The 25,379-nt window shown below is 63.9% G+C and carries 27 protein-coding genes; 3 read left to right on the forward strand and 24 right to left on the reverse strand.

The window, feature by feature from the left end:
- Positions 1–14 precede the first annotated feature (14 nt).
- The 18 genes from O6P39_RS25445 to trbB all read right to left on the reverse strand — a co-directional run bounded on the left by O6P39_RS25445 (position 15) and on the right by trbB (position 15,841).
- On the reverse strand, positions 15–554 hold the full coding sequence (locus O6P39_RS25445) for an IncP plasmid survival protein KfrC family protein (RefSeq protein WP_275609134.1): 540 nt from the start codon (positions 552–554) through the stop codon (positions 15–17).
- An 11-nt stretch (positions 555–565) separates the two neighbouring features.
- A complete protein-coding gene (locus O6P39_RS25450) occupies positions 566–1,336 on the reverse strand; it encodes a TraX family protein (protein WP_275609135.1) in 771 nt (256 codons plus the stop codon).
- On the reverse strand, positions 1,333–3,030 hold the full coding sequence (locus O6P39_RS25455; RefSeq protein WP_275609136.1) for a DUF2235 domain-containing protein: 1,698 nt from the start codon (positions 3,028–3,030) through the stop codon (positions 1,333–1,335). Before O6P39_RS25455 ends, O6P39_RS25450 begins: the two co-directional genes overlap by 4 nt.
- Positions 3,031–3,103: 73 nt before the next feature.
- Positions 3,104–3,562: a hypothetical protein gene (locus O6P39_RS25460; protein ID WP_275609137.1), complete on the reverse strand. Its 459-nt coding sequence runs from the start codon at positions 3,560–3,562 to the stop codon at positions 3,104–3,106.
- Between the two features lie 199 nt (positions 3,563–3,761).
- Positions 3,762–4,388 carry a hypothetical protein gene (locus O6P39_RS25465; RefSeq protein WP_275609138.1) on the reverse strand — a complete coding sequence of 209 codons (627 nt, stop codon included), beginning with the start codon at positions 4,386–4,388 and terminating at the stop codon, positions 3,762–3,764.
- A 112-nt stretch (positions 4,389–4,500) separates the two neighbouring features.
- On the reverse strand, positions 4,501–5,106 hold the full coding sequence (locus O6P39_RS25470; RefSeq protein WP_275609139.1) for a transglycosylase SLT domain-containing protein: 606 nt from the start codon (positions 5,104–5,106) through the stop codon (positions 4,501–4,503).
- Between the two features lie 11 nt (positions 5,107–5,117).
- Positions 5,118–5,420 carry a TrbM/KikA/MpfK family conjugal transfer protein gene (locus O6P39_RS25475; RefSeq protein ID WP_275609140.1) on the reverse strand — a complete coding sequence of 101 codons (303 nt, stop codon included), beginning with the start codon at positions 5,418–5,420 and terminating at the stop codon, positions 5,118–5,120.
- A 13-nt stretch (positions 5,421–5,433) separates the two neighbouring features.
- Complete coding sequence (gene trbL / locus O6P39_RS25480) at positions 5,434–7,122, reverse strand: P-type conjugative transfer protein TrbL (protein WP_275609141.1); 1,689 nt, start codon at positions 7,120–7,122, stop codon at positions 5,434–5,436.
- Positions 7,123–7,126: 4 nt separating this feature from the next.
- The gene (locus O6P39_RS25485) at positions 7,127–7,309 is read right to left on the reverse strand and encodes a hypothetical protein (protein WP_275609142.1); all 183 of its coding nucleotides are present in this window, start codon (positions 7,307–7,309) and stop codon (positions 7,127–7,129) included.
- Between the two features lie 5 nt (positions 7,310–7,314).
- Complete coding sequence (gene trbJ, locus O6P39_RS25490) at positions 7,315–8,103, reverse strand: P-type conjugative transfer protein TrbJ (RefSeq protein ID WP_275609143.1); 789 nt, start codon at positions 8,101–8,103, stop codon at positions 7,315–7,317.
- A gap of 23 nt (positions 8,104–8,126) precedes the next feature.
- Positions 8,127–9,518 (reverse strand): TrbI/VirB10 family protein, encoded by a 1,392-nt coding sequence (locus O6P39_RS25495; RefSeq protein WP_275609144.1) that lies wholly within the window; start codon positions 9,516–9,518, stop codon positions 8,127–8,129.
- Between the two features lie 6 nt (positions 9,519–9,524).
- On the reverse strand, positions 9,525–9,968 hold the full coding sequence (locus tag O6P39_RS25500; RefSeq protein ID WP_275609145.1) for a conjugal transfer protein TrbH: 444 nt from the start codon (positions 9,966–9,968) through the stop codon (positions 9,525–9,527).
- Between the two features lie 2 nt (positions 9,969–9,970).
- Positions 9,971–10,861, reverse strand: coding sequence for a P-type conjugative transfer protein TrbG (gene trbG / locus O6P39_RS25505; protein ID WP_275609146.1), 891 nt, complete (start codon positions 10,859–10,861; stop codon positions 9,971–9,973).
- Positions 10,862–10,871: 10 nt separating this feature from the next.
- On the reverse strand, positions 10,872–11,618 hold the full coding sequence (locus tag O6P39_RS25510; protein ID WP_275609147.1) for a conjugal transfer protein TrbF: 747 nt from the start codon (positions 11,616–11,618) through the stop codon (positions 10,872–10,874).
- A complete protein-coding gene (locus O6P39_RS25515) occupies positions 11,615–14,173 on the reverse strand; it encodes a VirB4 family type IV secretion/conjugal transfer ATPase (protein ID WP_275609148.1) in 2,559 nt (852 codons plus the stop codon). Before O6P39_RS25515 ends, O6P39_RS25510 begins: the two co-directional genes overlap by 4 nt.
- Positions 14,170–14,481 carry a conjugal transfer protein TrbD gene (locus O6P39_RS25520; RefSeq protein WP_096825343.1) on the reverse strand — a complete coding sequence of 104 codons (312 nt, stop codon included), beginning with the start codon at positions 14,479–14,481 and terminating at the stop codon, positions 14,170–14,172. Before O6P39_RS25520 ends, O6P39_RS25515 begins: the two co-directional genes overlap by 4 nt.
- Before the next feature lie 3 nt (positions 14,482–14,484).
- Positions 14,485–14,877 carry a conjugal transfer system pilin TrbC gene (gene trbC / locus O6P39_RS25525; RefSeq protein WP_275609149.1) on the reverse strand — a complete coding sequence of 131 codons (393 nt, stop codon included), beginning with the start codon at positions 14,875–14,877 and terminating at the stop codon, positions 14,485–14,487.
- Between the two features lie 13 nt (positions 14,878–14,890).
- Complete coding sequence (gene trbB / locus O6P39_RS25530) at positions 14,891–15,841, reverse strand: P-type conjugative transfer ATPase TrbB (protein WP_331319710.1); 951 nt, start codon at positions 15,839–15,841, stop codon at positions 14,891–14,893.
- Positions 15,842–16,442: 601 nt separating this feature from the next.
- Here trbB and O6P39_RS25535 point away from each other — a divergent pair.
- Positions 16,443–17,189, forward strand: a complete 747-nt coding sequence (locus O6P39_RS25535; protein ID WP_275609151.1) for an NRDE family protein — start codon at positions 16,443–16,445, stop codon at positions 17,187–17,189.
- On the opposite strand, the gene O6P39_RS25540 is transcribed toward O6P39_RS25535, so the two are convergent.
- The 3 genes from O6P39_RS25540 to O6P39_RS25550 form a co-directional block, all read right to left on the reverse strand.
- Complete coding sequence (locus O6P39_RS25540) at positions 17,186–18,211, reverse strand: sensor domain-containing diguanylate cyclase (RefSeq protein ID WP_275609152.1); 1,026 nt, start codon at positions 18,209–18,211, stop codon at positions 17,186–17,188. The two genes, O6P39_RS25535 and O6P39_RS25540, sit on opposite strands and share 4 nt — an antisense overlap.
- A gap of 74 nt (positions 18,212–18,285) precedes the next feature.
- Positions 18,286–20,565: a phosphoenolpyruvate--protein phosphotransferase gene (gene ptsP / locus O6P39_RS25545; RefSeq protein ID WP_275609153.1), complete on the reverse strand. Its 2,280-nt coding sequence runs from the start codon at positions 20,563–20,565 to the stop codon at positions 18,286–18,288.
- A gap of 32 nt (positions 20,566–20,597) precedes the next feature.
- A complete protein-coding gene (locus tag O6P39_RS25550; protein WP_152227102.1) occupies positions 20,598–21,077 on the reverse strand; it encodes an RNA pyrophosphohydrolase in 480 nt (159 codons plus the stop codon).
- A gap of 147 nt (positions 21,078–21,224) precedes the next feature.
- Between O6P39_RS25550 and O6P39_RS25555 the strand changes: the two genes are divergently transcribed.
- Positions 21,225–21,881: an HAD family hydrolase gene (locus O6P39_RS25555; protein WP_275609154.1), complete on the forward strand. Its 657-nt coding sequence runs from the start codon at positions 21,225–21,227 to the stop codon at positions 21,879–21,881.
- A 6-nt stretch (positions 21,882–21,887) separates the two neighbouring features.
- Here the strand turns inward: O6P39_RS25555 and O6P39_RS25560 are convergent, their stop codons facing one another.
- The 3 genes from O6P39_RS25560 to ilvA all read right to left on the reverse strand — a co-directional run bounded on the left by O6P39_RS25560 (position 21,888) and on the right by ilvA (position 24,422).
- A complete protein-coding gene (locus tag O6P39_RS25560; RefSeq protein ID WP_275609155.1) occupies positions 21,888–22,355 on the reverse strand; it encodes a DUF2269 domain-containing protein in 468 nt (155 codons plus the stop codon).
- Between the two features lie 10 nt (positions 22,356–22,365).
- Positions 22,366–22,833 carry a DUF2269 domain-containing protein gene (locus tag O6P39_RS25565; RefSeq protein WP_275609156.1) on the reverse strand — a complete coding sequence of 156 codons (468 nt, stop codon included), beginning with the start codon at positions 22,831–22,833 and terminating at the stop codon, positions 22,366–22,368.
- Between the two features lie 74 nt (positions 22,834–22,907).
- Complete coding sequence (ilvA, locus tag O6P39_RS25570; protein WP_275609157.1) at positions 22,908–24,422, reverse strand: threonine ammonia-lyase, biosynthetic; 1,515 nt, start codon at positions 24,420–24,422, stop codon at positions 22,908–22,910.
- A 202-nt stretch (positions 24,423–24,624) separates the two neighbouring features.
- On the opposite strand from ilvA, the gene rpiA reads away from it, so the two are divergent.
- Positions 24,625–25,296, forward strand: coding sequence for a ribose-5-phosphate isomerase RpiA (gene rpiA, locus O6P39_RS25575; protein WP_275609158.1), 672 nt, complete (start codon positions 24,625–24,627; stop codon positions 25,294–25,296).
- The last annotated feature ends 83 nt before the right edge of the window (positions 25,297–25,379 follow it).

The following is a 25,379-nucleotide window of genomic DNA, read 5'->3' on the forward strand; positions in this document are numbered from 1 at the left end:
GTGGAATAGGGGATTCAGGGCGAGGACGTGCGCGAGCGCCCAATTTCATTGGTATGAGTGCGCCGCTGCGACTCCGTCAGCTCCCGCTCGGCCTGGCGCTGCAGGCTCCACTGCTCGGCCAGCTCAGGCTGCTCGGCACGCAATCGGCGAGCTGCCAGCTCCTCCAGGTGCGGGGTGTACAGCCCCATGCCATGGTGCAGGTCCTGCACACGCTCCAATCGGCTCTGCAAATCCAGCAGGCGAGCCTGGCAACGCTCATTGTTCTGCTGCCAGGCTGCGCGGGCGGAAGGCATGGCCAGCCAGCCGGGGCGCACCGACAGGCTCTGCTGCAACTGAGCCTGCTGACGCTCCACCAGGGTTTCCAGGCGCTGCTCCAGCGCCTGGGCCTGCTCGGCCTTCTGCTCCACGTACTCGCCCAATGCCTGGTTGTAACGCGCCTGCAGCGGGCTGCCCTCCAGTAGCGCGCTCTGCTCGCTGGCCAGCGCCCGGGCCTGGGCTTCCAGCGCCAGGCCATCATCACCGGACGGCGACTTTATCTTCGAAGAATCATCCATGGAGTCATGCTTCATATCAGGAAGAGGTAGCCGGCCTTGGCCATCGGAATGCGAATCAACCAGAGTGCCAGCAGGTGCAGCGGGTAATAGGCGTAGAACACCCAACGCCAGCGCGGCACCGCCGGAGTGAGGCGGGTCGCGACCATCACCAACGGCACGGCGGCGAACGCCCAGGCGTTGCCATTGAGCGGACAGAGCGCCGCAAGCGACAGCAGAACACCCGCTGCGGCCGGCAGGCCAGGGCGACGAACGTACCAGCCTACGCTCAAGCCCAGCAGCACGGCCGGCCACCAGAACTCGACGAAGGCCCCACCGAGGACGACCACCGCGGCCACGACGCCCCAGTAAAGCGGCCGCCCCGCCGCCGCGCGCTCGCCGGCTGCGGTCGCCAGGGTAATCAGCAGCAGCGTGAAGAGGATGTTCAGCGGATACCACCCCTTCAGCAGTCCGCCCAGGGCAATGAAAGGCGGCGTCGCCAGCACCCCGAACAGGAACAGGCGCAACGCGGTTCGACGATAGGCCCCCTTCTCCCCTGCGACCGGACGCGCCAGGTTGCAGGCCAGTACGACCACGAAAAGCGGCATGGCCACGCGCCCGGCCTCGAACAGCAATGGCAAGGTTTCGTTGAACAGGTACTTGTTCAGGTGATCGCCCGTCATCAGCAGCAGCGCCAGCCACTTCAAGGCCTCCAGCGCACCATCGGCGAGTCGCAACTGGGGCAGCCAGTGGCCTGCCCCGATGACGGCCGATGCCGTGGGAGCCGGCAGGGAATCCCTGATCATCGACGCATGGCCTTGCTCAGGCCGGCGTCCTGCTCCAGTTTCGGCGCCAGGTTGCGCGCCAGATCGTCGATACCCTTCTCGTGAACGATCGCGGTGCTCTTGCCCACCTGGTAGGTACGGTTCGGGTCGCAGTCACGGCGGTCATGGATAACGAACTCATTGCTCTGGCCGATCTTCTGCAGGATGTGATGGTCGTCCATGTCCACGACCAGCCCGCTGAACGCCTTGCGCCCACTCTGCGAGGCCTCTCCGATGCTCGCCGATGGATTGAGCGAGCGCGCCTTTTCCTCCATGGACTTGAAGGAGTCGGTGCGTTGCTGGGCATGGGGGTCGGGCTTGAGTTGCTTCTCGCTCTTGGATGGGACTGGCACCTGCTGGAGATTGAGGTCGCTGATATAACTTTGATCTGGACGAGAAGCTGTCAATGACTTGGCCAGTTCTTCACTTTGATGGCGAGACGCCTGTTGGTACTTTGCCAACTCCTGATCGAAGGAATCTTGTCCTCGAGCGTCGGCTCGCTCAGCACGAGTTCGTGTCCCCACATACTCGGCCATTCGATCCTTAATCTGTTCCCCAATCTTGGAGAACCAGTTTCCAATTGACTCTAAATTTCTCTGAGTGCCGCTTTTGCTAAGCGAGTTGTCGTTCTCGAAGATGACACCCCGCCCTTTGGTCTGGTGCTCGAAGGGGCGAGCCTGGCGATCGAAGACATTAACCGTACCGCGCTCCATCGGGAACGGCATGTTGTTGACCGTCTGGAGCGAACCATCGGCACCACGAGTGAAAGCCTCGTTGCCAGCCTTCAGACGTGAATCGATCAGCGCCTCCTGGACCTTCTCGGGGCTCTTAATCAGCTCGTTGTACTGCTCGATGCGCTGCACGTCGTCCTGCTGCATCGGTTTCATTTCGATGCCGGCCGACTGCAGACGGTCATACATCACCGCCAACGGCCCGGCCGCCAATACGTCGTTGCGGTAACCGCCGCCGACCTGCGAGTGTGCACCGGCGAACTTCAGTTCCTCGATGCGCGAGTTGTCGTCATTGCGCAGGGCACTGGTGAGGCGGAAGGTATCGCGGTACTCATTCATCGCCACCAGATGGGTGGTCGAGTCGACGTTCTTGCCGATCTCCAGGTTCTTGCCCAGGTGGGTATCGGACATCGCGTTACCGTAGGAGGCCACGGTGTCGAAGATGCCCAGCTTGTTCACATGAGCCTGGCCAGGTGGAATCAGGAAGTCTCCCGTGGGTTGCCCCTGGCCATCCAGTTTCGGCACACCACGCTCGATGAACGCGTTGGCCAGCGCGCGGGATTGTGCAGCACCACGGCTGAAGCCAACGATATTCACGTCGACTTTCTGGTCTGGATACTTGTTGTGGAAGGCCACGATGGCGTCATAGGCCTGGTTGATACGCTCCTGTCCGCCGAGCCCGGTACCACCCTCCAACACGGAACGCGGAGTAATGCCGGCCTGGCTGCCAACTCCGTCGAAATAGACCTTCTCCGATTGGCCGGAGCGCTCATGGGCATCGTACTGCTGCGGCTCATGACCCGAATTGCGTGCCAGGTTGGTGCCCTTAGCGGTATCCAGCTCATAAAGCCGGGCGACGTTGGTCTGCGTACCTTCGGGTGTATTCAGGTCCTTGTTGTTACCGGTGCCGTCGAAATACACCGTGAAGCGCAATGCACCGCTCATGTCATATCCCTATGAATCGACATACCGCTCAGCCAAAGATTGCGCAGTCGCGCAATCTCATACCGGACTCTCTTCAGAAGTTCGGCTTGTTCAAGGTCACGATCAGATCGTGGACGCCATCCCCAGCGGCTCCAATGAATGCTTTGTAGAACTCACGTCCTTTCAGCAGCAACGGCGAGCCACTCAATGAATCTGCCGCCCCATCTACAGCAGCGCCGCCAAAATCTTCTCCCATCCTCTCCACGCTACGCGCCCGAGCAGAGGGATCGCCATAAGGCTTCTGATACCAGCTGGAAATCTGATACTCGACACCCTCTTCCTCAAACTTCGAGTTCAAATGAGAGGCCAGAGCGATCAACGACTCACGCATCAGGGTGGGATCAACATCCTGTGACTTCATAAGCGCCTCAACTCGCGTAGAAGCGGCCGAGATTAGATCCGCATGGGTATACCCCTGCATGGGCGGAAACACGCCATCGGGCAGCTTCATGCCAGGGGTGTAGGGTTGGTAGTGGCCTTGTTTGTCTTTCATGGAAAACTCCTGGGCGTGAAGCGGAGAAGAAGTGCCGGGCAGGAGCACGCTGGCTCCCAACATGATGGCGATCAGCGAGCTCAGGCATGGTCGCGCGCGGAAGGCCCCAACAAGTCGAAATGTCATGACGGTGCGTGATGCCGTCGCATAGGTGGTTGGGCGGTTCAATCGGTCTCTCCCGGTATCCGCAAAAACACCATCAGGAGCCTGTCTTGTTCAGGCTCACGATCAGATCGTGGACACCATCACCGGCACTGCTGATATAGCTACGCAGGAACTGATCATCCTTGTGCAACAACGGCGAGCCCTTGAGCGAGTCTGTAGCTGCATGCACAGCCAGGGCACCGAAGCTTTCAGCCATCGCGGCAACGCTCTGGGTGCGCCCGGCAGGATCGTCATAGGGCTTCTGATACCAGGTTGCGATCTGATATTCCGCATTCTGCGACTCAAGGGCGCGATTCAAGTGGTCAGCCAGAGCGACCAAAGACTCGCGAGCCAGCGTCGGGTCAACATCATTAGCCTTCATCAAGGCTTCGACACGCCCACAGGCCGCGGCAATCAAATCCACGTGGGTATATCCCTGCATGGGCGGAAACACACCCTCCGGCAACTTCATGCCCGGGGTGTACGGCTGGTGCTGGCCTTGATTGTCTTTCATGGAAAACTCCTTAGCGTGAAGCGGAGAAGAAGTGCCGGGCAGGAGCACGCAGGCTCCCAGCACGATGGCGATCAGCGAGCTCAGGCGCAACCGTGCGCGGAAGCCTGCGAAACGGCGTAATGTCGCATCAGCGAAAGGTGCGCTGGCACCAGCGGTTGGGTGGTTCAATCGATCTCTCCCTGCATCCACCTTATGGCGGGTCCCTTATTCATTTCGCTCCCCGGCAGGAGCTCATGGCATTCGTCGATGAATTCCGTGACGCCTGTGACCACAGGCTCCATCAATTGCTCCCCACCAACAGGCGCCGGGGCACATAAGTGGATGCCTGCGCCGCTGCCGGAGTGGTATCCCGCTGTGCCGGAGCCTCCTCCGCCCGCGGTTTTACCTCAGCGGTGGCCGCAGGGGCTCCAACTGGGGCGCCGGAGAATACCGAATGCTGCGTGACCTGCTGTGTGGCGAAGCGCTCATCCAGCCAATCGGCCCAGTAGACCGCACGGCGCATGACGAGCTGACGGTAGCGTGCATTGATCGCTGGCGTGCGCGAGTGGTAATTGGCCACGCGTGTCCAGAGATCGCCACTGTCGTTGCGCACATGGCCGCGAATGCGCCAGGCGGCCAGGTCATAGGAATAGCAGCCACCCTTTTCCACATCTTCAGGGGTGATGCCATAGCGCGACAGCTCACGCAGGTAAGCCGTATTGAACTGCATGGGGCCGACATCATAGGTGCCATTGCTGTTGCGCACCCACTGCCCGGGCTTGCCGCTTTCCTGCCCGGCCACGGCCAGCACGATGTTCACCGGCAGCTCGTACTTCACCGCCGCCATGATCGAACAGGCAACCGGCTCGCTCAGCGCGGGCGGCGGAACATCAGCGACGAACGGCATCGTGACGCGCCTCAGATGACCTTGCCGAACTTGTCGTTGATCGCCTTGGTCGCGCCGGGATCGGCCTTCGGGCAACTGTTGAGGAAGGACTGGCGCGCATCGGCCGTCTGGCTCAGTTTGATCTTGCCCCTCTTCTTCTTGACGATGTCGAAGTAGTCGGCGACTGGGCCGTCGCAGTTCTCCACCGTACCGGCGCCCTTGAGCTTGCCCCACATGCACAGCACGGTGGCGCACGGGTCCTTGGCCTGGGCCGGCAGCGCGATGGCGAAACTGGCGGCCAGCACGGCAGCCGGGAAAATCCTTGCAATAGTCATGAGCACTCCTTGTTCAACTGTTTTCCTGCTTGCTGTCGCGATAGGCCGCCACTTCGGCGGCCGGATCGAAGTGGCTGCTGGCCGAACTCGTGTCCAGGTTCGAGCTCCTGCTGCTAGAGCCAGGATTGGATATCTCCGCGGCCAACTGTCCACCCAGCGTTCGATCAATGCGCGACTGGGCCATGCGTCCCATGCCGGAGACTAGGTTGGCGCCCATGTCCAGGGCAATGCGGCCGGCGCTACCCAGCGAGCGAGGGGACGCCGATCCACCATTGGATCCGCCGTCAATCCGGCCGCCAGCCCGGTCACCGTCGCCAGAGTCGGCGACGTCCTGGACGCGGCCACCGCCCGCCAGGGGCGATGCACTCCCTGCGCCACTTCCACCACCCACATCAGCCGCTTGAGCCATGGGGCCAGCGGCGCCACTGTCAGAGTCACCCGAGCCTTTCGAGCCCTCCAAAGAGCCACCCGAATCCTGGCCACCCGAGGAGGACATCGCCGACATCACGGAGCTTGCGGCACCACCGTCCACGCCGCCTGATGCAGCGCTAGCGAGGCCCATCGCGGCCCCCAGAGGACTGGCGCCACCGTCGCCAGCACCACTGCCACCCCCGCCACCATCGCCGAATACCCCCGCCATCCGCGACGCGATATCCGTTCCTGCCGCGACATTGGACTGGGCGCTCTTGAATGCGGAGTACATGGATTGGGCACCGCCCGCGAGGTTGGAGGCGCCACTCATGAGCGCCGTGGCCCCTCCGCTGACAGCCGTCGCCGCCATGCTGGCCGCCCCCACCAGAGCACCCGCGCCAAAACTGCCGATGCCAGCGCCGGCAGCCATTCCACCGCCACTGACAATGCCTCCCACCAGCGCTGGCACCTTGTTGACCAGCATAAGCAATGCAATGGCCACCACCAGAACCACACCCAGCTCTTCGAAGTTGAGCGTGCCCTTGGTCATCTTGTTGTAGAACTCGGTGAGAAGATCCTGACCAATGCCCACCAGAAGGATCATGGTGAGCACCTGCGCCGCGAGTCCAAGCACAGTCTTGTAGTAGTTGATGGCCATATCGGATGTCCATCGTCCCCCCCCGAATCCGAGGAAGAAGATGCCTGCGTAGATCAGAATCCAGCCGGAAATCAGCAGCAGAAGCATGTTGACCGCGACCAGCGCCAATACCGACAGGACCAGGATACTCAGGACCACTCCGACCAGACTGTCCACCGGACTCCAAGCGGAGGTTCCCTTGATGGCCTGCTTGAAGATCACGAAGCCAATGTTGACGATGCCGGAAGGCGAAATGTCGCTGTTGTTGCTGGCTTTCTCACCGATGGTACGCAAGGACCTGATAATGCTGTCCGCATATTCGGGACCATGTATCAGCAGCCACCAGAAGAATCCTGTGAACATGATGAATCGCACGAGCTCCGCAAAGAACTCGCCGATGTCCGCCTTGCGTAGTGCCATCAATCCAAAGGTCCAGACCATGCTGATGGTGGCCAGCGTCCAGAAGAGCCAAGTTGCATAACCCGTGATCTTGGATGCCCAGAGCGACGACTTCTGGCTAAATCTGAGAATGACATCATCCAGTACGCCCCGCTGAGTGCCCGGGTCGAAATAGGGTAAGGCTGCCGAAGCGGACGCGCAGTAGAAGGCCAACAGCGCGGCCGTGACAATCAATGGCAAATTGGCTCTTCTCATCGCACTACCAGGATTTCGTCTGCTTGGGTAACTCGTCAGGCCCGACCGAATCCTTGGAGAAGCCGCCTTGGACATTGCATTTGGACGCTTCTTCCGCATTTTTCGGATTGCTGCAATCCGCTTCGTCACGACAACCGGCAAGGACCGCGCAAACCAGAAAGGCACACAGGGTCAGTTTCTTCGACATGGGAATCACCACTTCATTGAGTTGCTGGGAAGGTCATCCGGACCAACACCCTTGGACGACGCGGCATGGGCTGCCTGCTCCTGCGCCTGGGCGTTGGTCCTGGCCGAGCTTTCGGCAGCTAGCACTTGCTGCTGAGCAAGCAACAGGCCTCGAATCTGCAGGAGCTGGTTGGATTGGTGACTGGCCAGTTGGTTCGCATACTGGATGGCCTTGACCTGGCCGTCCGCGGTCGTAGCGGCAGTCTGAAGCTGCTCAAGGCGCCTGGCGTCGGACTTGAGGCTGGCCTGTTGCTGTTCGATCCCCTTGTATAGCGAATCGTTGGCCAACTTCTGGGCTTCGTTCGCCGACTCCTGCGACTCCTGCATGCCCTTCCAGTCAGCACTTGTGCAACCACCGCCCGTGAAGCACTTCGAACTCTTGTAGTAGGAGACGTCCTTATACTTATCCAGAAATGAGTCCAGACTCCCCGCCTGGTTCGTGTAGTAGTTCAACATGTCCTGCGCGGCCATCAGCTTGTTGATGGTCGCATTGGCCTGGTCCCAGATATAGGCCGCCGGCGCAGCGGTGTTCTGGATCATGTTTTCGTACTGGTCCAGTTGGGTCTGGTACTGCTGTACCTGCTTGGCATATTCCTCGACCTGCTTGAGCGTCTGAGCCACGCTCTCGACGGCCGTCATCACGTTGTTGGTGAGGTTGGCCCCATCGATCACGGGAATGCCGGCGTGTACCTGCAGGGTGAATCCGAGACCGGCCAACAGCGCAATGGCGGGTTTCAACAAGGGCGTGGGCTTCATGTTGCTCTCCTTGGCGGGATGTCTCAGTAGTCGAAGGACTGGTAGGGCTTCGAGAACGTCATGTCCTTGGTGACCATCACGTTGAAGCGATAGCCCGGACGGATTTCGATGGTCGGTGCGATGTTGAGGTTCTTCGCGATCATCTGCGCGGTCACCTGGCCCAGTTGCTGGCCGAGCGCTTCGCTCATCGCGCTGCTGGCGGTGGTGCGATCGTTGTCGCTGTCCTCGTTGCGGTCCTGGCTGAGGCTGATGCCGGCGACGATGCCGGACATCAGGAAGGCCGAACCGAAGATGCGCAGGTAGTGGTTGTTGACCTTGTCGTTCAGGCCCGAATAGCCGGCGCTGTCGGAACCGGGCATGGAGCCGATGTCCATCGCCTTGCCATCGGGGAAGACGATGCGTTGCCAGGCCACCAGCACCCGCGACTGCCCGTAGGCCACATCGCTGGAATAGGAGCCGACCAGGCGCGATCCCTGCGGCACCAGCAGGTGCTTGCCGGTGGGGGTGTCGTACACGCCCTGCGACACCTGAGCGATGATCTGCCCCGGCAGCTCGGAGTTGATCCCCGAGATCAGCGTGGCCGGGATCACGAATCCGGCGCGCAGTTCGTAGGGGGATCGTGGCGCCTCGACGGACGACCCCAGACGCCAGCGGTCTTCCCCGCCCTGGTTGCCGAACTGGTTGTAGTCCTTGCCGGCACCGCTCGTGGTCTGCACCAGGAACGGCGATTCGCTGCTGTCCGCCCCGCCCCCCGTGCCGCCGCTGCCACCGATACCGGCGGCGCGCAGTTCGGCCAGGCGCGCCTTGTAGGCGGCAGTCGGGTCGCTGTGGGACTCTTCCTGCAGGCGTTGGCGGGCTGCGGCGATCCGCGCCAGGGCGTCCTGCTGGCTGAGCGGGCCGCGGCTGGATTCGCTCGACGCGCGGCTGCGCGGGGCATCGACCTGCACAGTGCTGCGTGCGCGCACGGCTTCCTGGAACTGCTGCATCTTCATGCGACGGATACGTTCGAGTTCGTCGCCATCGACGTTTGGCGGCAGCTCGCGCGGCGGCAGCGGCGGTGCGTCGAGGTTGCTCGGACGCACCACCTGCAGGCCGACCGGTTGCTGCGCCGGCTTTTCGTCCAGGGTGGGAATGGCGGGCGGCTCGGCCTTGCTGGGAATGATCCCGTCCTGGTCGATACCCTTGATCTGTTCGGCGAAGAGGCTGCTGTTACCGCCCTTCTCGGCGTCCTTCTCGGCCGGCTTGTTCTGCTGCTCGGCGCGGTCGGCGGCGACCAGCAGCATGATCAGCAGGAAGACCATGGCCGCGCCGCCGATGATGTACATCGGCCAGTTGTTGACCCGGCGCACGCCGGCGCTGCGGCTGAGGGTGCCGGGCGAGGCATCCGGGGACATCGCGTCGTTCTTGCTATTCATCGCCCGTCACTCCTTGCGCACCCAGACGCCAGCCGCCTGCAGCCGGTCGTTCTGCACCGCGTAGGCGCGGCTCAAGGACTCCCGGCCAACCAGCAGGGTGACGCGGTAGAGATTGCTGTCCTTGGGCGCATCGATGATGTAATTGACCACCAGCGGCGACGTTGCACGAGCAGATGGCTCCGCGGCCTTGGCCTGCGGGTTGAACTCCTGCACCGAGTAGCCCGAGGCACGCAACGTGCGCACCAGGGCGATACCGTAGCCGTCGGAAGTCTGCTGGGCGATCTGCAGGCGGGTGCTGGCCGGCGGATGCAGGGTGGCCAGTTGGCGCACCGTGGCGGTCGCCAACTGCTGGTTGATCGCCGGCGTGCTGTTCTCGGCGAAGTTGCCGTAGGGACTTTGCGCGCAGGCGGTCAGCCCGGCACAGGCGAAGAGAGCGATCCATCCACGCATCGTCATTTACCCCGCTGAATGGTGATGCGGTCCTGCGACTTGCCCACGCCAGCGATGAGGATCGCCTTGTCGAACACGGTGTCGACGATGTAGCGGTCGCCCTGGACGCGGTAGTTGACCATCACGGTCTCGTCGTCGCGGAACCAGCCGCCGTCCTTGCGCACCACCAGCAGCGTCGGCGCCTCGGTCTGGCCCATGGCGCGCGGCATCTGGATGATGGTCTTGCTGCCGTCGTTGTAGACGCGCACCGGCTTCCAGGAGGTCTCGCCGCTCAGGGTGTAGTCGAAGCTCAGGTTGCCCAGGTACTCGCCGGTCTCCGGGATGGTCGCCTTCTTGCGTTCGGTGGCTTCGCGGGCCTTGATCAGGTTCCACTTGGCCAGCGCTTCTTCCGGATAGGTAAAGGCCACCTGCGGCATGTACTGGGTGCGGTGCGAGCGCAGCTTGATGTGGTAGGTGCGGCGGTTGGTGGTAACCACCAGGGAGGTCTCCAGGCCAACGTCCATCGGCTTGACGATCAGGTGCTGGACTTCGCTTTCGCCGACGCCGGTGATGGCCGGTTCGACGGTCCAGCGCGCGGTGTCGCCGAGGTTGATGGAGTTGACCTGTTCGCCGGCCTGCAGCGCGATGTCGCACACCTGCAGCACCGCGCAGACGATGCTCGGCTGCTGGGCACCATAGATGAAGCGGGCGGTGCCGTCGCCACCGTCCACGGGCTTGATGCCGGTGGCGCTGGCCTGCTGCCAGCGCTGGGAAATCGACAGCGCCGCGCGCTCCTGGGGCGTCAGGATGGGATTGGCATCGGAGAAGTACAGGTCGGCCTCGCTGGCTCCCGGCGTGGCCTGCGCGAATGCCGGCAGGAGTGCCGCGAGCATGGCGCAAAGGTAACGGTTCATGGTCGGTCCTTCAGAGTTGCTTGGACCAGGAGAAGTCACGGACGAAGGTCCCGATCGGGTTCATCCGTACTTGTTCTTCACTGGTCTGGGTCGTGGGTTCGGCAACGTAGGTGGTTACCAGGGCGCGCCAGGTGGCCTTGGACTTGAGCAGGCCCTGGCGGTCACGGGTGACCTCTTCCCAGTCAACCTGCCAGGTCTCCGGGGTCTGCTGCATGACCGAGCGGATGTCGACGCTGACGGTCTCTTCGGCGGCGCGCACGAAGGGGCTCGATTCCTTGGTACCGTTGAGCCACTCGTTCATCTTCTGGGTTGCCGGGTCGTTGGGCGCCAGCAGGGCGTAGAGGCGGAAGATCGACTTGCGCAGCAGCGCCACGTCCGGGGTCACGGTGCGTGCATCGGAAACGAACGACGCCACCTGGGACTTCATCACCCGCAGGTCCACCGGGGCGGCCACCTGGGCCGGGGCGACGGCCATGGGCTGGCCGAGCTTGTCGACTTCCACCACGTAGGGCACGAACTTCGACTGGCTGCCGATGTGGATGATGCCGCCGACGCCGGCCAACGCGATCATCAACGAGAGGATGCCCACCACCTGCCAGGCCTGGCGGGAAGTCACCAAACTGCCGACGTGGTCGTTCCAGGTGCGCCGCGCGGTCAGGTACGGGTTGTCGAGGGCGGCTCCGCGAGGCGCCGCCTTGGCGGAAGGATTGGCGGGACGCTTGAAGACCAGTCCCTTGATGCTGTCAGCGAGGCTCATGCGGCCACTCCATAGTCGTTCAGTCTCAGGCCTCGGGAGGCCAGCCATTCCGCCACCCAGCCGCTGCCGTACTTGGCCTCCAGACGCTTGATGGCGGCCACCGACTCCTTGTCGGAGGAGCCGACGAAGGCCAGCGCTAGCGGGCCGAGGGCCAGGTCGTAGAGACGGCGGCCGCTCTCCGACACGTAGTAGTACTGGCGCTTGGGCACCGCGGTGGCGAGGATCTCGATCTGCCGGGCGTTCAGGCCCATGCGGCGGTACAGGGCGGCGGTGTCCTCATCGCGGGCGTAGACGTTGGGCAGGAAAATCTTGGTCGCGGTGGATTCGACGATGACGTCGAGGATCCCGGAGTTCGCCGCATCCGACAGGCTCTGGGTAGCCATCAGCACCAGGCAATTGGCCTTGCGCAGGACCTTGAGCCATTCGCGGATCTTCTCGCGGAAGGCCGGGTGACCGAGCATCAGCCAGGCCTCGTCGAGGATGATCACCGCTGGCTGCCCCTTGAGGGCGCACTCGATGCGGCGGAACAGGTAGAGCAGCACCGGTAGCGCGTACTTGTCGCCCAGGTTCATCAGTTCTTCGATCTCGAACACCGTGAAGTCCGACAGCGCCAGGCCGTCTTCCTCGGCGTCGAGCAGGTGGCCCATGGTGCCGTCCACGGTGTACTGGCGCAGCGTCTCGCGGACCGCCTCGTCCTGCACGATCACGCAGAACTCGGAGAGGGTGCGGGAGCCGTCGCGGTACATGGTCATCACCGCATGGCCGATCTCGTTACGCTGGGCAGCGGTGGTTTCCATGCCGTTGAGCGCCAGCACGGTGTCCAGCCATTCCATCGCCCAGGCGCGGTCGCCCTTGGTCTCGAGGAACTGCAGCGGGCAAAACGCCAGGCGCTCATCGTCTGCCGCCACGGTGAAATGGCACCCGGAGCGACCGTTGCTCTCGGCGCGAATCCCCGCCGCCAGCGGGTACATGGACATCCCCTTGTCGAAGGCGAAGATCGACATGCCCTGGTAGCGGCGCAACTGAGCTGCGATCAGCGCCAGGTGGGTCGATTTGCCCGCGCCGGTGGGGCCGAACATGAAGGTGTGGCCCAGGTCGCGTACGTGCAGGTTGAGGCGGAACGGCGTGGCGCCACTGGTCACGCAGTGCATCAGCGCCGGCGACAGCGGCGGGTACAGCGGGCAGGGCGCATCCGCGCTGCCGGTCCAGATGCTGCTGGTGGGCAGCAGGTCGGACAGGTTCAGCGTGTTGATCAGCGGACGGCGGACGTTCTCCACGCCATGCCCGGGCAGGCTGCCCAGGTACGCATCGAGAGTGTTGATCGACTCGATGCGGGCTGCGAAGCCCAGGCGCTCGATGGCCTTCTCGACGCTGCGGGCCGCCTCTTCCAGGCGGCCACGATCCTCGTCCATCAGCACCACCACGCTGGTGTAGTAGCCCTGGGCGACCAGGCCGCTGTTGACCTCGGCGATGGCATCGGCGGCATCCTGCACCATGGCCAGGGCGTCCTGGTCGATGTTGCCGGAGTTGGTGTTGAACACCTGGTCGAAGAAGCCGCGGACCTTCTGCTTCCACTTCTTGCGGTACTTCTCCAGGTGCTGAACCGCCTCATGGGTATCCATGAAGATGAAGCGACTGGACCAGCGGTATTCGCACGGCAGCTCCGCCAGCGCGGAAAGGATGCCGGGCGCGGATTCGAGCGGGAAACCTTCCACCGCCACCACCTGGATGAAGTTGCGGCCGATCTTCGGCACCACCCCGCCCCAGAGCTCCTTGCCTCCGATGATGGAGTCCAGGTACATGGGGTTGCTCGGCAGCAGCACCGGCTGGCTGATCCCGGTCACGCAGAACTGCAGCCAACTGAGGAAATCGTCGTGGGTGATCTGCGCGCCCTCCTCGGTGACCTGGCGATTGCCGCGCAGGCGGGTCAGCTTGAGCACGGACGACAGGCTGCCCTCGATGCTCTGGCAATCGCGCTTGAACTGCTCGATCAGGTTACGCGTGCGCACCTTAGCATCCGGCGGCGCCGTGTCATCGTCGAACATCAGCTCGACGAACTTCTGCTGGGCCAGCATCGGCGGGAAATAGGTGAGGGTCAGTACGAAGTAGCCCTCGTACAGGGCCCCCAGCGACTCGAAGAACGAGCGGCGCTCCTCATCGATCGCCCGGGTCAGGCGATCGTCGAAATGCGAGACGCCCTTGGCGGAGTAGTTCGGCGCCGGACGGCGCACCGCATCGACATGGATCATCCAGCCATTGCCCAGGCCGGCCAGCACCTGGTTGATCCGCAGCGACACCAGCTCGCGCTGCTCCTCGGTGCTGCTGGCGTTGTCGTCGCCACGGTACAGCCACGACGCCATGAAGGCGCCGTTCTTGCCCACGATCACGCCGTCATCGACCATCGCCGCATGGTTCAGCAGGTCGGCCAGGCCGGCCTCCGTCGAGCGATGCTTCTTCAGCTTGAGTTCCGCATCCACCTGCAGCAGGCGCTGGATCAGCAGCAGGACGAGCAAGGCACCGAGGGCTGCGATGGCATACGCAATACCTTCGATCATTTGTATTGACTTCCCTGACTTGGAGGATTGTCCCTGAACGGCGTGCTACGTGCCGGGTAGTACGACTTGTAGCGCCGGTGGCGCAGGTAGACATGGCGCATCTTCGGGTCCGACTTGGCCATCACGCGGAGCATGAACAGCGAGCCGAACCACAGCGCCAGGCCCACCAGGGTCGCTCGCAGCTCCTGGGCGCTGAAGATCAGCGCAAACGCGAGCAACCCGGAGAACATCACCAGCTCGCGATCCCCGCCCATGAACAGGTTGTCCCGGTTGCCGGCCCGGCGGATGGGAATCGTGCGCAGTGCCATAGCTTATGCCTGACCCTGTGCCTGGCTCTGCTGCGGCAGCTGAGCCAGCTCGGCGCTGGTGCCGAAGAAGTTCTTCATCACGTTGTTCGCGCCGACGATCAGGGCCATGACCAGCACCAGGAAGATCAGAGTGCGGAAGAAGCCGTTGAGGTCGCCGCCGAAGATCAGGACGCCCCCGGCGACCACGATGCCGATGATCGACAGGGCGAAGGCCACCGGACCGGTGACCGATTCGCGCAGGCTGGTCAGCCAGCCTTCGTACGGCAGGTTGCCGCCGCCGCTGGAGGCGGCGAAAGCATGCTCCGGCATCGCCAGCACGGCCAGCAGCAGGAAGCTGAACGCCAGGTAACCAAACAACGGAGCGTTGAAACGCGAGAGAGAAGACTTGGCTTGCATGTGCAGTGTGTCCTTACAGGTTGCGCAGGATGTATCGGCCGTTCTCGTATCCAGAGACCTCGAGGATCTCCTGGATGCGGCGGCCTTCTGGGGTTCTGGCGATGGAAATGACGACGTGAACCGCCTCGCCAATCAGCGGCTCGATCTCTGCCGGAGCGGATTTGTTGCGGGAAACCAGGGATTTGAGGCGGGTAAGTCCTTCGGCGGCGCTGTTCGCGTGCAGGGTTGCAGCACCACCGGGATGACCGGTGTTCCAGGCGTCTATCAGGTCGAGCGCTTCCTCCCCTCGCACCTCGCCCACCAGGATGCGATCCGGGCGCATGCGCAGCGAAGTCTTGAGCAGATGGGTCATGCTCACGTCGACGGTGGTGTGGTACTGCACGAAGTTGGCAGCCGCGCACTGGATCTCGCCGGTGTCTTCGATGATGAAAACGCGCTCGCTGGGGAACTCGACGACCATCTCGTTGATGACCGCGTTGACCAGAGTGGTCTTACCGGTGCCAGTGCCACCGATCACGAGGATGTTGCGGTGGTCGCGAATGGCGCGCTTGATCGAATCGCACTGCACGGGGCTCATGATCCCCGACTCGACATACTGGTCAAGCGTGTAGATCGCCACCGCCTTCTTGCGGATGGCAAAGGTGGCCGCACGCACCACCGGAGGGAGCTGACCGGCGAAGCGCGAGCCGTCCAGCGGCCACTCGCCTTCGAGAAGCGGCTTGCTGCGGGTCACTTCCTTGCCGTGGTAGCCCGCCACTGTCTTGATGATCGACTCCGCCTGCGCCGGGCGAAGATCGCCGATGTGCTTCATCGGCTGCCCGAGCTTCTCGAGCCAGAGTTTGCCGTCGCCATTGCACATCAGCTCGACGGTCTGAGGATCGTTCAGCGCATCGATGATGAGGGGGCCAGCATCGCGCTCCAGTTTCTTCTTGGCGCGGTCCTTCAGACTGGCAGTTTCTGCAATGTCCACGATATTTCGTCCGTTGAAATGAAACCCAAATCCATGGGTGGCAAGCAGCCTTGTAACACTGGCGTTCCGTCCTCCCAACGGGCGCGCCTTGCGTTACCAAGTCAGAACAGTCCAAAGCCCCCAGCCAAGTAAAGCGAGGGTATTTTGACTATTCCTGATAGTTCCAACAGCCAGAACGCAGCTAGAAGAGGCTCTGGAAAAGCCTATTAACGAGCAGGCCAAATCCTCAAGGCGCGAAAATTACCTGAGCAACAATTACCAATGAAATCGCCAATTTCCTCCATCCATGTAAGCCATTTCCTACGCGTGCAATGCGGATGTAACAATCTTTCTCTCGTTAAACCGGCTGTATGTAGCGAAAAATCTGGATTTTTCTCATAGAATGAAATTATTTTAATATTTAAATGCCATCACTCATTGCCATCATCCGATTATCGGAAACTGACCCCGCTTCACCACCGAAGTCGGATGTCCAACCCTCGCGCTTCACTGGCCAAGAGCATTCGGAGCTGGCTGGATTTCTTCCCGAGACGACACCTGCTCCCAGGTGATTTCCGCTACTCTCATCCCTGCAAACAAGCCCGCAGAACACTCCATGTGCCTGATCGTCTTCGCCTGGCGCCCCGACCATGCCACGCCGCTGATCGTCGCGGCCAACCGCGACGAGTTCTACGCCCGCCCCACCCTGCCGCTGGCGGCATGGGAGGATTTCCCCGGCCTGTACGCGGGCCGCGACCTGGAAGCGGGCGGTACCTGGATGGGCATCGCCCCGGGCGGCCGCTTCGCGGCGCTGACCAACGTCCGTGATCCGGGCCAGCCGCTGGGGCCGCGCTCGCGCGGCGAGCTGGTCGCCGCCTTCCTGCAGGGCAAGCAGGCGCCGCTGGAATACCTGCAGCAGGTCGCGCGCCGCGCCAGCGACTACAGCGGTTTCAACCTGCTGGTCGGCGACGCCGGGCAGCTCTGCTACTTCAACCCGCGCATCGGCCCGCCGACGGCGGTGGCGCCCGGCGTGCACGGGCTGTCCAACGCCGCGCTGGATACGCCCTGGCCCAAGCTGCTCCGCGCCCGTTCAGCGCTGGAAACACAGCTCGAACAACCGGAGGCCGAATCGCTCGTCGCCCTGCTGGCCGACGAGCGCCAGGCCAGCGACGCAGAACTGCCCGAGACCGGCGTGGGCCTGGCCACCGAAAAGCTGTTGTCGAGCGTGTTCATCGCCAGCGCGAACTACGGCACCCGCGCCAGCACGGCGCTGATCGTTCACGCCGACGGTCGCCGCGAACTGCTGGAACGCAGCTTCGGCCCCAGCGGCGCGCGCCTGGGCGACGTACGCCTGAGCCTCTAGCAGGTCACGATGCAGTCGCGCTGCTGCTTGGCGCGATAGAGCCCGTCGTCCAGCCGGCGCATCAGCGCCATCAGGTCCTCGCCGGAATGCATCGCGGTGATCGAGAAGCTGGCGGTCAACTGCACCGGTAGCGAGGCGTCGGCCCGGCGAACGCTCAAGCGCAGCCGTTCGGCCAGCTCCCGCGCGGCGTCGCGGCTGGTTTCCGGCAGCAACACGATGAACTCCTCGCCGCCCCAGCGGGCGAAGCAGTCCTCCTCTCGCAACTGCTGCCGCACCACGTCCGCCACCGCCACCAGTACGCGGTCGCCCGTCTGATGTCCCAGGCGATCGTTGACCCGCTTGAAATGATCGAGGTCGAACATCATCAGCGCGCAGGCGTGGCCATGGCGCTGCAGGCGCTGCCATTCGGCATGCATCTGCTGTTCGAAACGGCGGCGGTTGGCGATCTGCGTCAGCGGGTCGATCTCGGCGAGGCGCAGGGCCTCTGCCGCCTGCTCGACCAGCGCCTCGTTGGCCCGGCGCAACGCCTCGGTGCGCGCTTCGACCAGCGCTTCGAGCTGCTGGTTGAGCTGCTGCAATTCGAGATTCTTCTGCTGCAAGGCCAGTTCGGCCAGCTTGCGTTCGTGGATATTGCGATGGGCGCCGATCATCCGGGTCGCCTTCCCCGTCTCGTCGAACTCGACGAAGCGGCCGTGATCGCTGACCCACAGGTAGCTGCCATCGCGGCAGCGACAGCGGTATTCCTCGGCATACTGCTCGCTGCGCCCCTCGACATAGGCGTTGAAGCCGCGCATCACCTGCTCGAAGTCGTCCGGGTGGATCACCTCATGCCAGGTCGCGACGTTCTCCGGCAGGCTGTCCGTGTCGTAGCCGAGCATGCTGTACCAGCCGGGGCTGCGGCTGACGTGATTGGTGCGGATGTGCCAGTCCCAGATACCATCGCTGACGATCTTCAGAGCCAGGCGCAGGGTCAGGGCACTGTCGTGGGAGTCCGTGCCGGGACTGACGTCGAGCTCATCCATAAGCTTCGCCTTGGCCGGTGACCGGCCTCACCGTCTGGGTACCTCCCGCATCCGGGAGGGCATGGGGCCCGGCGTCAGGCCTGGATGGTCGCCGCCGGGTTGATCACGCGGCCGAGGCCGAGGTTGCGCAACGCCAGGTGCAGCGAGCTGTGGATGACCTGCGGGTTGTCGAAGGTCATCAGCTGGCCGAGCAGCTCGCGGGACTTGGACAGGGTCATCTGCCGCAGCAACCACTTCACTTTAGGCAGGTTGGTGGCGTTCATCGACAACGAATCGAAGCCCATGGCCATCAGCAGCACGGCGGCCGCCGGATCGCCGGCCATTTCGCCGCAGATGCTCACCGGCTTGCCTTCGGCGTGGGAGTCGTCGACCACCTTCTTCAACGCCTGCAGCACGGCCGGGTGCAGGTAGTCGTAGAGGTCGGCGACGCGCGGGTTGTTGCGGTCCACCGCCAGCAGGTACTGGGTCAGGTCGTTGGAGCCGACCGAGAGGAAGTCCACCTGACGCGCCAGTTCGCGGGTCTGGTACACCGCCGCGGGGATCTCCACCATCATGCCGATCGGTGGCATGGGAATGTCCACGCCCTCGTCGCGCACCTCGCCCCAGGCGCGGTGGATCAGGTGCAGCGCCTCTTCCAGTTCGTGGGTGCCGGAAATCATCGGCAGCAGGATGCGCAGGTTGTCCAGGCCTTCACTGGCCTTGAGCATGGCGCGGGTCTGTACCAGGAAGATTTCCGGGTGATCGAGGGTGACGCGGATGCCGCGCCAGCCGAGGAAGGGGTTGTCTTCCTTGATCGGGAAGTAGGACAGCGCCTTGTCGCCGCCGATGTCCAGGGTACGCATGGTCACCGGCAGCGGGTGGAAGGCAGAAAGCTGCTCGCGGTAGATGGCGAGCTGTTCCTTCTCACTGGGGAAGCGGTCGTTGATCATGAACGGCACTTCGGTGCGGTACAGGCCTACACCTTCGGCGCCGCGCTCCTGGGCGCGCGCCACGTCCGCCAGCAGGCCGGTGTTGACCCACAGCGGCATGCGATGGCCGTCCAGCGTCTCGCAGGGCAGTTCGCGCAGCGCGGCAAGGCCCTTGCTCAGCTCTTTCTCTTCGGCGACCACTTCGCCGTACTGCTTGACCAGCTGCGGCGACGGGTTGGTGTAGATCTCGCCGTGGTAGCCGTCGACGATCAGGTCGATGCCGTCGACCTTGGAATACGGCAGGTCGACCGCGCCCATGACCGTGGGAATACCCATGGCGCGGGCGAGGATGGCAACGTGGGAGTTGCCCGAGCCGAGCACCGACACCAGGCCCACCAGCTTGCCCTCGGGCACCTCGCCGAGCATGGCCGGCGACAGCTCCTCGCTGACGATGATGGTCTGGTCCGGGTAGGTCAGCGACTGCTGACGCTCTTCCTGAAGGTAGGCGAGGATGCGGCGGCCGATGTCCTTGACGTCCGAGGCGCGCTCACGCAGGTAGGCGTCGTCCATCAGCTCGAAGCGCTGCACGTGCTCCATCACCACCTGGCGCAGGGCGCCCTGGGCCCACTGGCCGGAGCGGATGATGCGTTTGACCTCGAGGCCGATGGAGGCGTCGTCGAGCATCATCAGGTAGACATCGAACAGGGCGCGCTCTTCCTTGCGCAGCTGGGTGGCCAGCTTGCTGGAGAGATTGCGCATATCCTCGCGGACGGATTCAAGGGCCTGCTTGAACAGCTCGACCTCGGCCTCGACGTCGTCGATGGGCTTGTCCGGGACCACTTCCAGGTCGGCCGGCGGCAGCACCACCACGGCCTTGCCCACGGCCACGCCGGGAGCGCCGGGGACGCCGACGAACTTGGCTTCGCTGATGCCCTTGCCGAGCTTGCCCAGGCCGCGGATCGAGCCGGTGGCTTCCGCGTGGGCGATTACGCCGGCGAGCTGCGCGCTCATGGTGACGAGGAAGGCTTCCTCGCCTTCGTCGAACTGGCGCTTCTCCTTCTGCTGCACCACCAGAACGCCCATCACCCGGCGGTGGTGGATGATCGGCGCGCCGAGGAAGGAGGCGTAGCGTTCCTCGCCGGTCTCGGCGAAGTAGCGGTAACGGGGGTGTTCGGAGGCGTTCTCGAGGTTGAGCGGCTCCTCGCGGGTGCCGACCAGGCCGACCAGGCCCTCGTTCGGCGCCATGCTGACCTTGCCGATGGAGCGCTTGTTCAGGCCCTCGGTAGCCATCAGCACGAAGCGGTTGGTCTCGGCGTCCAGCAGATAGACCGAGCAGACCTGGGTACCCATGGCCTCCTTCACGCGCTGCACGATGATGCCCAGCGCCGCCTTGAGGTCCTTGGCGGAGTTCACTTCCTGGACGATCTTACGCAGCGTGTTGAGCATGGCGTGGGGGTCTAACTCCTTGAACTTGCGTGCTAGTCGCGCGCCAGGAGGCGCGGTGCCAATTCCTTCAGGGCCCGGCGGTAGACCTCGCGCTTGAAGGTCACGACCTGGCCCAGCGGGTACCAGTAGCTGACCCAACGCCAGCCATCGAATTCCGGTTTGCCGGTCACATCCATGCGCACCCGGCTTTCCTCGCCGGTCAGGCGCAGGAGGAACCATTTCTGTTTCTGCCCGATGCACAGCGGTTGGCTGTTGGTCCGCACCAGGCGTTGCGGCAGGCGGTAACGCAGCCAGCCACGGGTACAGGCAAGAATCCGTACGTCCTGTTCTTCCAGGCCGACTTCTTCATTCAATTCGCGGAACAGCGCTTCCTCAGGGGTTTCGCGGGCGTTGATGCCGCCCTGGGGAAATTGCCAGGCTTCCTGGTTGATACGCCGTGCCCACAATACTTGTCCGACATCGTTGGAAAGGATGATGCCGACATTAGGGCGAAAACCATCGGGATCGATCACGGCGGTACATCCTCGAAATCGCGTGTGCCCGCATTGTTCCACAAAGCTTGTGACAGCGGCAACGCGAGGCGCGGCGTCATGTGCAGGGCCGACAAAAGCCGTTACTCTAGGCGACTTTTCAGCATAGGCAACCCTTGGTAATTCGACGTGCGATTGGCTCTCTTCGATCTCGACAACACTCTCCTGGCCGGTGACAGCGACCACAGCTGGGGCGAATGGCTATGCCAGCGTGGCCTGGTCGACGCTGGCGAGTACCAGGCGCGCAACGACGCCTTCTACGCCGACTATGTGGCTGGCACCCTGGACGTGTTCGCCTACCAGGCCTTTACCCAGGCCATCCTGGGCCGCAACAGCCTGGAACAGCTGGCGATCTGGCACCGCCAGTTCATGGACGAGGTCATCGAGCCGATCATCCTGGCCAAGGGCGAGGCCCTGCTGGCCGAGCACCGCGCCGCCGGCGACAAGCTGGTGATCATCACCGCCACCAACCGCTTCGTCACCGGCCCCATCGCCGAGCGGCTGGGCGTGGAAACGCTGATCGCCACCGAGTGCGAGATGAAGGACGGTCTCTACACCGGCCGCACCTTCGACGTGCCCTGCTTCCAGGGCGGCAAGGTGACCCGCCTGCAACGCTGGCTCGACGAGACCGGCCTGAAGCTGGATGACGCGTACTTCTACAGCGACTCGCGCAACGACCTGCCGCTGCTGGAACGGGTGGCCAACCCGGTCGCCGTCGACCCGGACGACACCCTGCGCGCCACTGCCCTCTCGCGCGGCTGGCCGGTGATAAGCTTGCGCGACTGAGCCACCTCAGAGCGTCTTGTTCACCATCAGATGGAAAATCGCCAGGAAGGCCAGAAACGCCGGCCACCCCAGGGCGAACCACCAGCGCATATAGAGAAAGGCTTGCGGCGGTAGCGCCGCACCTTCCCGGTGCGCCGTCTCGGCCATGTCCCGCACGCGGATCTGCAGCCAGACCACCGGCAGCCAGCAGGCGCCGGCAAACACATACAGCAACAGGCTCCACAGCAGCCAGCCCGAATCCAGCGGCCAGCCGGCGAGATGCGCCATGGCCATGCCACTCAGCGGCTGGAATACCGCCGTGGTGGCGATGAACAGCCAGTCTGCGGTGACCAGGTGGCGGAAGGTGACCCGGATCGCCTCCAGGCTGCCGCTGCGCCACGCGCGCCAGGCGTAGTAGGCCGAGCCCAGGCCGGTGCCGAACAGCAGCGTGGAAGAGAGGATGTGCAGGGTCTTGAGCAGCAGGTAGACGCTCACGGAGTGCGCGTCAGACCGGCTTGCTGATCATCAGCACCAGGATGGCGATCACGCACAGCAGCGCGAGCACGAAGAACACCAGGCCGAACTTCCACTGCCGTGCCGCGCCAGCGGCAATCGGCTCGCCGCTGCCCTGGGCGGCCAGGGCCAGCCCACGGATGCGCCACAGACGGGTGGTGAACAGCAGCCAGAACAGCGTGGCGACGATCAGCAGGCAGGCGCTGCCCAGCAGCCAGGTCTGCCCCAGCGGCAGGCCCGCGCCGTGCACCATCTGCCAGCCGGTGACCGGCAGGCTGGCGATGCTGCCGGCGACCAGCACCCAGCCGGCCAGGCCGATACGTTGCAGCGCCGTGGCGATCTTCCCCGCGTCGCCACCGCGCCAGCTGCGCCAGCCGTACCAGGCCAGGCCGATGATCGCGAGAAACGGCAGCACCGCCGCGACACCGTGGAGGATTCGGAAGGTCTGGTAGCTTTCCATGGTCATGCGTTCCTGTGAACAATCCTGCGTTCAGCGAAGACTAGCACCCGCCGCGGCGGCCCTGCTCCCCGGCGTCAGCCGAGGAACAGGCGATAGGCCGGGTTGTCGCTTTCATCCCAGTACGGGTAGCCGATCTCTTCCAGCGCTGCGGCCACCAGGTGCTGCTCATCGTCCGGCACCTGCAGGCCAGCGACCACGCGACCGTCCGCCGCGCCGTGGTTGCGGTAGTGGAACATGGTGATGTTCCAGCGCCCGCCCAGGCGGTTGAGGAAGTTGAACAGCGCGCCCGGCCGTTCGGGGAACTCGAAGCGGAACACCTGCTCGCCGCTGACCCGCGGCGAGTGGCCGCCGACCATGTGGCGAATGTGCAACTTGGCCAGCTCGTTGTCGGTCAGGTCCAGCACCGGGAAGCCCTGGCCACGCAGCTGCTCCACCAGCGCCTCGCGCGGGTCGTTGTCGGGGTGGGTCTGTACGCCGACGAAGATGTGCGCTTCCTGGTTGGTGTTGTAGCGGTAGTTGAACTCGGTGATCTGGCGCTTGCCGATGGCTTCGCAGAAAGCCTTGAAGCTACCCGGGCGCTCAGGGATGGTCACCGCGATGATCGCTTCGCGCTTCTCGCCCAGTTCGGCACGCTCGGCCACATGGCGCAGGCGGTCGAAGTTGATGTTGGCGCCCGAATCGATGGCCACCAGGGTCTGGCCGCTGGCGCTCTCGCGCTGCACGTACTTCTTGATGCCCGCCACCGCCAGCGCTCCGGCCGGTTCGGTGATCGAGCGGGTATCGTCGTAGATGTCCTTGATCGCCGCGCAGATCTCGTCGGTGCTGACGGTGATCACTTCATCGACGTAGTCCTTGCACAGGTCGAAGGTGTGCTGGCCGATCTGCGCCACGGCCACGCCGTCGGCGAACAGCCCGACCTGCCCCAGCACCACGCGCTCGCCGGCGGCCATGGCGGCTTGCAGGCAGTTGGAGTCATCCGGCTCGACGCCGATCACCTTGACGTCCGGGCGCAGGTATTTGACGTAGGCAGCGATGCCGGCGATCAGGCCGCCGCCGCCAACCGGGACGAAGATCGCGTCCAGGCGGCCCGGATGCTGACGGAGGATTTCCATCGCCACGGTGCCCTGGCCGGCGATCACTTCCGGATCGTCGTAGGGGTGGATGTAGACGTAGCCCTTCTCTTCCACCAGCTTCAGCGAATGCGCCAGCGCGTCAGGGAAGGCATCGCCGTGCAGCACGGCCTTGCCGCCGCGGGCGCGCACGCCCTGCACCTTCAGCTCCGGCGTGGTGCGCGGCATCACGATGGTCGCCTTGATCCCCAGCTCACGGGCCGCCAGCGCCACGCCCTGGGCATGGTTACCCGCCGAGGCGGTGACCACGCCGCGCGCCAGTTCTTCCGGAGTCAGCTGCGCCAACTTGTTGTAGGCGCCGCGAATCTTGAAGGAGAACACCGGCTGCAGGTCTTCGCGCTTGAGCAGAATCTGGTTGCCCAGGCGCTCGGAGAGCTGGCGGGCGGGCTGCAGGGGCGTTTCCACGGCAACGTCGTAGACACGCGAGGTGAGGATCTTCTTGACGTATTGTTCGAGCATCGGAAGGGCACATTCGGCGGCATTTTCGAGGAGTTGCGAGTCTACTCCAGCCGGCGCCGGGCGGGCCACCGAACAATCCGCGCGCAGTTGACCATAACAGTTGCCCGGCGGCGCAACACCCAGGCGCTCGCGGCCGCTATAATCCGACCCTTCGTACCTTCCCGGGCGCCCGGCGCGCCGACCATCCAGAAGACAGTCCGCCATGAACCAGGATCAGCTCAAGCAGGCAGTGGCCCAAGCCGCCGTCGACCACATTCTTCCGCACCTCGACAGCAAGAGCATCGTGGGCGTGGGCACCGGCTCCACCGCCAACTTCTTCATCGATCTGCTGGCTAGGCACAAGGCCGAGTTCGACGGCGCCGTGGCCAGTTCCGAAGCCACCGCCGCGCGCCTGAAGGGCCACGGCATTCCGGTCTATGACCTGAACACCGTCAGCGAGCTGGAGTTCTACGTCGACGGCGCCGACGAGACCAACGAGCGCCTGGAACTGATCAAGGGCGGCGGCGCCGCGCTGACCCGCGAGAAGATCGTCGCCGCGGTGGCCAAGCAGTTCATCTGCATCGCCGACGCCAGCAAGCTGGTACCGATCCTCGGCGCCTTCCCGCTGCCGGTGGAAGTCATCCCCATGGCCCGCAGCCACGTGGCCCGCCAGTTGGTCAAGCTGGGCGGCGACCCGGTGTACCGCGAGGGCGTGCTGACCGACAACGGCAACATCATCCTCGACGTGCACAACCTGCGCATCGACAGCCCGGTACAGCTGGAAGAGGCGATCAACAACATCGTCGGCGTGGTCACCAATGGCCTGTTCGCCGCGCGTCCGGCCGACCTGCTGCTGCTCGGCACCGCCGAAGGTGTGAAGACCCTCAAGGTCTGAGCCCGAGGGGCGCCATCCAGCCGATGGCGCTCCTTTCCGCGCGCAGCCGTCTACGCTGGGGGATACCTTCCACCCCACGGAGA

This window comes from Pseudomonas sp. PSE14, assembly GCF_029203285.1.
Classification (GTDB): domain Bacteria; phylum Pseudomonadota; class Gammaproteobacteria; order Pseudomonadales; family Pseudomonadaceae; genus Pseudomonas.

Coding starts and splice junctions, on each gene's coding strand:
- O6P39_RS25470 (WP_275609139.1), bottom strand. CDS start 5,106: ATGCCGTTCGTCGCTGATGTTCCGCCGCCCGCGCTGAGCGAGCCGGTT.
- O6P39_RS25445 (WP_275609134.1), bottom strand. CDS start 554: ATGGATGATTCTTCGAAGATAAAGTCGCCGTCCGGTGATGATGGCCTG.
- trbL (WP_275609141.1), bottom strand. CDS start 7,122: ATGAGAAGAGCCAATTTGCCATTGATTGTCACGGCCGCGCTGTTGGCC.
- O6P39_RS25520 (WP_096825343.1), bottom strand. CDS start 14,481: ATGGCACTGCGCACGATTCCCATCCGCCGGGCCGGCAACCGGGACAAC.
- O6P39_RS25475 (WP_275609140.1), bottom strand. CDS start 5,420: ATGACTATTGCAAGGATTTTCCCGGCTGCCGTGCTGGCCGCCAGTTTC.
- O6P39_RS25495 (WP_275609144.1), bottom strand. CDS start 9,518: ATGAATAGCAAGAACGACGCGATGTCCCCGGATGCCTCGCCCGGCACC.
- rpiA (WP_275609158.1), top strand. CDS start 24,625: ATGAACCAGGATCAGCTCAAGCAGGCAGTGGCCCAAGCCGCCGTCGAC.
- O6P39_RS25485 (WP_275609142.1), bottom strand. CDS start 7,309: ATGTCGAAGAAACTGACCCTGTGTGCCTTTCTGGTTTGCGCGGTCCTT.
- trbG (WP_275609146.1), bottom strand. CDS start 10,861: ATGAACCGTTACCTTTGCGCCATGCTCGCGGCACTCCTGCCGGCATTC.
- O6P39_RS25450 (WP_275609135.1), bottom strand. CDS start 1,336: ATGATCAGGGATTCCCTGCCGGCTCCCACGGCATCGGCCGTCATCGGG.
- ilvA (WP_275609157.1), bottom strand. CDS start 24,422: ATGCTCGAACAATACGTCAAGAAGATCCTCACCTCGCGTGTCTACGAC.
- O6P39_RS25510 (WP_275609147.1), bottom strand. CDS start 11,618: ATGAGCCTCGCTGACAGCATCAAGGGACTGGTCTTCAAGCGTCCCGCC.
- trbC (WP_275609149.1), bottom strand. CDS start 14,877: ATGCAAGCCAAGTCTTCTCTCTCGCGTTTCAACGCTCCGTTGTTTGGT.
- O6P39_RS25515 (WP_275609148.1), bottom strand. CDS start 14,173: ATGATCGAAGGTATTGCGTATGCCATCGCAGCCCTCGGTGCCTTGCTC.
- ptsP (WP_275609153.1), bottom strand. CDS start 20,565: ATGCTCAACACGCTGCGTAAGATCGTCCAGGAAGTGAACTCCGCCAAG.
- O6P39_RS25455 (WP_275609136.1), bottom strand. CDS start 3,030: ATGAGCGGTGCATTGCGCTTCACGGTGTATTTCGACGGCACCGGTAAC.
- O6P39_RS25460 (WP_275609137.1), bottom strand. CDS start 3,562: ATGAAAGACAAACAAGGCCACTACCAACCCTACACCCCTGGCATGAAG.
- O6P39_RS25535 (WP_275609151.1), top strand. CDS start 16,443: ATGTGCCTGATCGTCTTCGCCTGGCGCCCCGACCATGCCACGCCGCTG.
- O6P39_RS25500 (WP_275609145.1), bottom strand. CDS start 9,968: ATGCGTGGATGGATCGCTCTCTTCGCCTGTGCCGGGCTGACCGCCTGC.
- O6P39_RS25565 (WP_275609156.1), bottom strand. CDS start 22,833: ATGGAAAGCTACCAGACCTTCCGAATCCTCCACGGTGTCGCGGCGGTG.
- trbJ (WP_275609143.1), bottom strand. CDS start 8,103: ATGAAGCCCACGCCCTTGTTGAAACCCGCCATTGCGCTGTTGGCCGGT.
- O6P39_RS25540 (WP_275609152.1), bottom strand. CDS start 18,211: ATGGATGAGCTCGACGTCAGTCCCGGCACGGACTCCCACGACAGTGCC.